The 5401-nt window shown below is 72.2% G+C and carries 5 protein-coding genes; all 5 read right to left on the reverse strand.

All coding sequences use genetic code 11. The features are described from left to right. Positions 1-65 precede the first annotated feature (65 nt). Positions 66-1376, reverse strand: coding sequence for a DUF58 domain-containing protein (locus tag M878_RS75260; RefSeq protein ID WP_023550047.1), 1311 nt, complete (start codon positions 1374-1376; stop codon positions 66-68). After that, complete coding sequence (locus M878_RS75265; protein WP_023550048.1) at positions 1376-2365, reverse strand: AAA family ATPase; 990 nt, start codon at positions 2363-2365, stop codon at positions 1376-1378. Before M878_RS75265 ends, M878_RS75260 begins: the two co-directional genes overlap by 1 nt. Next, positions 2365-3561, reverse strand: a complete 1197-nt coding sequence (locus tag M878_RS75270) for a DUF4350 domain-containing protein (RefSeq protein WP_023550049.1) — start codon at positions 3559-3561, stop codon at positions 2365-2367. Before M878_RS75270 ends, M878_RS75265 begins: the two co-directional genes overlap by 1 nt. Continuing rightward, positions 3558-4337: a DUF4129 domain-containing protein gene (locus tag M878_RS75275; RefSeq protein ID WP_078630663.1), complete on the reverse strand. Its 780-nt coding sequence runs from the start codon at positions 4335-4337 to the stop codon at positions 3558-3560. The genes M878_RS75270 and M878_RS75275 overlap by 4 nt, the downstream gene beginning before the upstream one ends. A 4-nt stretch (positions 4338-4341) precedes the next feature. Further along, on the reverse strand, positions 4342-5401 hold a 1060-nt coding region (locus M878_RS75280), incomplete at its 5' end, for a glycerophosphoryl diester phosphodiesterase membrane domain-containing protein (protein WP_023550051.1).

Genomic DNA, 5401 nt, shown 5'->3' on the forward strand with positions numbered 1-5401 from the left:
GTTCTGGAGATCTTTCTCAAAGCAATGGGAACGCACTTTCCCCGAAGGGAGCGAGCCGGAGCGGATCAGAGCCGGCCCGCCGCCTTCAGAGCCAGATACGCGTCGGCCAGCGTCGGCGCCAGATCCTCCGGCGTCGCGTCCACAACCGTCACCCCATGCCGACGCAGCTGCTCTGCCGTGCGCTGACGCTCGCTCTGTGCCTGAGCCGCTGCCGCGGCCTCGTACACCGCCTCCGCGTCTCCCCGAGCCTCGGCCATGCGCGCAATGTGCGGGTCGGCCACCGAGGCGACCAGAAGAGTGTGTCGTTGAGTGAGCTGCGGAAGCACAGGGAGCAGACCCTGCTCAACGGGGGCGGCGTCGAGTGTCGTGAGCAGCACGATCAGGGAGCGGCGGGGTGCCGTACGCAGAGCGGCCGCGGTGAGCCCGTGGGCGTCGGTCTCGACCAGTTCCGGTTCCAGCGGGGCCATCGCGTTCACGAGGCCTGGCAGTACGTCTCCTGCCGAGCGGCCCTGGACCAGGGCGCGTACCCGACGGTCGTACGCCAGGAGCGCTACCCGGTCGCCGGCCCGGGAAGCGAGTGCGGCCAGGAGGAGCGCCGCGTCCATGGAGGCGTCGAGGCGGGGTGCGTCGCCCACGCGGCCGGCGGAGGTGCGGCCGGTATCAAGGACGAGCAGGATGTGACGGTCGCGTTCCGGGCGCCAGGTGCGGACGGCCACGGCCGACTGGCGGGCGGTGGCCCGCCAGTCGATCGAGCGGGTGTCGTCGCCGGGGACGTACTCGCGCAGGCTGTCGAACTCTGTTCCCTCACCGCGTGTGAGCACGCTGGTGCGTCCGTCGAGTTCACGCAATCGGGCGAGTTTCGACGGGAGATGCTTTCGGCTGGTGAACGGGGGCAGAACCCGTACTGACCAGGGCAGCTTGTGGGCGCCCTGACGGGAGAACAAACCGAGGGGGCCGTAGGAGCGGATCGTCACGCGGTCGGCCTGGCGATCGCCGCGACGGATGGGGCGCAGCCTGGTCGTCACGCGTCTGCGTTCGCCCGGAGGCACGGTCAGACGGTGGCGGGAGGCCTCGATCTCGGTGCCTGGCAGCCAGCTGCTGGGCGGCCAGGCATCCCGCAGCTGTGCCCGCAGGGGCCGGCGGGACGGGTTGGTGATCATGAGGGTGACGTCGGCGGTTTCGCCGAGACGGGTGGCGGTGTCGCCGGACCGGGACAGCACGAGCCGTCGTACCGGCGCGGCGAGTGCGTAGTCGCAGGCGCAAGCGAGGGCCAGGGGGCCGTTGACCGCGAGGATGCCTGTCCAGCCGGGTTCCAGGATGCCGACGGGGATCGAACCGAGGGCCGCGAGGAGGGCGGCGCGTCCGGTGAGCGCCATCAGCGGGGGACCGGGACGTGGGCGAGGATGGCGTTGATGACGGAGTCTGCCGTCACGCCTTCCATCTCCGCCTCGGGGCGCAGCTGGATCCGGTGTCGCAGGGTGGGCAGGGCGAGAGCCTTCACGTCGTCGGGGATGACGTAGTCGCGGCCCGTCAGCCAGGCCCAGGCACGGGCGGTGGCCAGGAGCGCGGTGGCACCGCGCGGGGAGACGCCGAGGGTGAGGGAGGGCGACTCGCGGGTCGCGCGGCAGATGTCCACGACGTAGGCCGTGATCTCGGGGGACACGGCGGTCTTGGCGACGGCGGCACGGGCCGCGTCCAGGTCGGCGGCGCCCGCGACGGGGCGTACGCCGGCGGCGTGCAGGTCGCGTGGGTTGAAGCCCGAGGCATGGCGGGTCAGGACGTCGATCTCGTCCTGCCGGGAGGGCAGAGGGATCGTCAGTTTGAGCAGGAAGCGGTCCAGTTGGGCTTCGGGGAGGGGGTAGGTGCCCTCGTACTCGACCGGGTTCTGGGTCGCGGCGACCAGGAACGGCTCGGGCAGCGGGCGCGGTGTGCCGTCGACCGTGACCTGGCGTTCCTCCATGGCTTCGAGGAGGGCGGACTGGGTCTTGGGCGGGGTCCGGTTGATCTCGTCCGCGAGGACCAGGTTGGTGAAGACCGGGCCGGGCTGGAAGGAGAACTCGGCGGTACGGGTGTCGTAGACGAGGGAGCCGGTGACATCGCTCGGCATCAGGTCCGGGGTGAACTGGACGCGTTTGGTGTCGAGTTCGAGTGCGGATGCCAGGGTGCGGACGAGCAACGTTTTGGCGACTCCGGGGACTCCTTCTAGTAGTACGTGTCCGCGGCAGAGGAGAGCGACGACGAGGCCGGTCACGGCGGGGTCCTGGCCGACCACGGCTTTGGCGATCTCGGCGCGCAGGGCTTCCAGGGAGGCACGGGCGGCGCCCGCGTCCCCGGCGGTCCCGGCGTTGTCAGTGGTCGGGTCCATCATGGACGGCGTACCTCTCTTTCGAGGGCGTCGAGTTGGTCGGTCAGTGTGATGAGGGCCGCGTCGTCGCCGGGCGGCGGTCCGAAGAGAAGGGAGTGCAGGGCCTGTCCATCCTGCGAGAGGTGGGCGGACAGGGCGGGAAGCAGGGTCTCGGGCGTGTGCGCCTGGGTGACGGGGATGCCGACGAGAGGGGCGAGCCGGGTGCGGGTGGTGGAGCGAAGAGCGGCGGCCGCGCGGTCGCGGGCGTCGGCCTTGCGGTAGAGGCGGGCGCGGCCTTCGGTGGTCTCGGAGGCGCGGATTGCAACGGGGAGTTTTTCGGGCACGAGGGGGCCGAAGCGGCGTGCCCGCCAGACGGCGGTCAGCGCCGCTGCGATGAACAGCTGCAGGGTGCCCCAGAGCCAGCCCGAGGGAAGCAGGTCGAGGAAGTTCTTCCGGTCGCCGGTGTCGGTGACCGAGGTGTCGGAGAGCGAGGGGAGGTACCAGACCAGATGGGGGCGGGAGCCGAGGAGTTGGAGGGCGAGCGAGGCGTTGCCCTGTTTGTCGAGCCGGTCGTTGAAGAGGATGTCGGGCGCGCCGAGCACGACGGTGTCACCGTCCCCGGATGTCTCGGGGATGCGCAGCAGGGTGGCGAGCCGCTCGCTGGGGTAGCAGGAGTCGGCGTCGAGGCGGGTGGTGGTGTATCGGACGCCACCGGTGTCGGCACTGCCCGCGCGCCGGGCTTCGGGCAGGGTGCAGGCGGGGGCGAGTGTGCTGCCGGCGCTGGTGGCGGGGTCCGCTGTGACTCCGGGGGCGAGACGCTCGACGGACGGGCTGCCAGCCGCGATGAGGACGGTGCGCCCACCGGAGGCCGCGGTGGCCTGGTGCAACTGGGTCTGTTGACGGCCGGTCAGCAGGTCGGGTACGGCGACGAGGAGGGTGGTGTCCGGCCCGGCGGCGGCGCGTGCCTCGCTCAGCGTGGTGACGACGCGCGTGGAGACGCCCCGGTCGGCGAGGAGTTGGGCGACGGCTCGGCTGCCGTAGGGGTCGGCGGAGCGTGGGTCCAGTTCGCCGTGCCGGGCGGTGGAGCGTACGGCGGCCATGGCGACGGCGCCCGCCAGGATCAGTACGACGGCGAGTGCGATGCCCCGGGCACGGGTCCACACCTGGCGGACGGTGGGCGTGGTGGAGGTTGCCGGCAGCGTGGCCTCGGCGGTCACTGGGCGGCCCCCTGGCGGGTGTTGTGGGCCGTGCTGGTGGCGCTGTGGGCGAGGGCGGGCCTGGTGCGTTCCAGGTCGCGGTCGAGTTCGGCGATGCGGTGGTACGACTCGTCGGTCGCCCTGCGTCCGCCGTATGTCACGTCGTCGAACTCGCGGGCCGCGGCGCGCAGTCGGTTGGTGTGTGCGGGCAGGGCCCGGCCGGCCTCGGCGGCCGCCTCGTCGGCGGTGCGGCCCGGGCGGTGGTCGAGCAGGGTGCGCTCCTCCAGGGAGCGGACGATGGCCCGCATGCGTTCCTGTACGGCTTGGGTCCAGTGGCCCTGGACGGCGTGTGCCTCGGCGGCCGCGCGGTGTTCCGCAGCGCTGCGGGGGCGGTCGCCGAACAGGGAGGCGGTGGAGGTGGGTTGCCGGCGCGGGGTGCCCAGGCGCCACCACAGGGCGGCGAGGACGGCGACGACGAACAGGACCACGACGATCAGGCCGACCGTGCCGCCGGGGGTCGCCGAGGCTGCCGAGTTGAGCAGCCGGTCGAGCCAGTCCCAGAACGCCTTCAGTGCGCGCTGGAACAGCCCGGGGTCGTTCTCGTGGTACATCCGCTTGGACAGCTCGCGGCGAGCCGCCTCCCGCGCAGGACCACGCGGGGTCGTCACGGGCGGCTCGTCTCCCGAGCCGCCGGTTGCGCGGGCGGCTGTGTCCGCCGCGCGCAGTAGGCCTCGTACGACCGTGCCGCCGGCGCCCGACGGAGCCGCCGCCGTGAGCACTCCCCCCGTGAGACTCACCTCGTCAGCTCCCCGGGACGGGACCGGGGGCGCCGGTGCCGGCGTGCTGGACACCGGCGGCGCGGGCCAGTTCGAGGTCGAGGGCCTCGCGGCGGATGCGCTGGTCGATGTAGAGGAGCACGGTGACGCCCGCGCTGATCGGCAGGGTGAGCGCGGTGCCGATCAGGGCGCCGAGTCCCTGGATGATCAGGGACGCCCAGCCGATGTGCCCGCCGCCGGTGCCGAGCAGGTTGTCCATGCCGTCGCCGCTCACTGCGGCCCCGATAGCGGTGAAGGGGATGCTGATGAGCGCCTGGACGATCCTGACGATGAGCCCGGTGAGCAGCAGGATTCCGAAAGTGCGCCACCAGGAGCCCCGCACCAGCTTCGCGGAGCGGCTCATGGCCTTGACGATGCTCTGCCGTTCCAGCATCAGGGCGGGCGTCGACAGGCAGAAGCGGATCACCAGCCACGCCGAGACGACGATGCCGGCGAGGATGCCCAGGGCCAGCAGGCCCGCCTCCGCGGCGTCGCTGCCGCCGGCGAGCATGACGAGAATGCCGGGCAGCGTCCCGGCGAACATCACGCCGACGACGATCAGGCCCAGCAGGATGAGCAGCCCGAACAGCTTCGGGAGCTGCGGGCGGGCGTCTCGCCAGGCCTCGCCGATGCTGACCGGCCTGCCGAGAACGGCACGGCTGGTGATGGTCGTGAGCAGAGCGGTCGCGATGACCACGGCGACACCGGAGATCAGGCTGACGATACCGGTGCCGATCATGACGTCGCGCAGGGCGCGGAACAAGTCGTCGGGGTTGGCGTCGGGGCTGTTGACCCGCATCTGGCCGAGGACGTCGTTGAGGACGAAGCCCTGTACGAGGACGAGGCTGGTCGCCGAGAACAGGGCGACGGTCAGCGAGATGCCGAGCACCGTGCGCCAGTGGGTACGCATGGTGGAGACGGCGCCGTCGAGGATCTCGCCGACGCCGAGCGGGCGCAGCGGGATGACACCGGGCTTGGCCGCGGGCGGGGGACCGCCCCAGCCGCCGCCCCAGGCTCCGTAGCCGCCGGGGGTGCCGTAACCGCCG

The organism is Streptomyces roseochromogenus subsp. oscitans DS 12.976, assembly GCF_000497445.1.
In the GTDB taxonomy this organism is placed as follows: domain Bacteria; phylum Actinomycetota; class Actinomycetes; order Streptomycetales; family Streptomycetaceae; genus Streptomyces; species Streptomyces oscitans.

Excerpts from the sequence above, each read along its gene's own strand:
- M878_RS75260 (WP_023550047.1), bottom strand. The coding sequence starts at position 1,376 with ATGGCGCTCACCGGACGCGCCGCCCTCCTCGCGGCCCTCGGTTCGATC.
- M878_RS75265 (WP_023550048.1), bottom strand. The coding sequence starts at position 2,365 with ATGGACCCGACCACTGACAACGCCGGGACCGCCGGGGACGCGGGCGCC.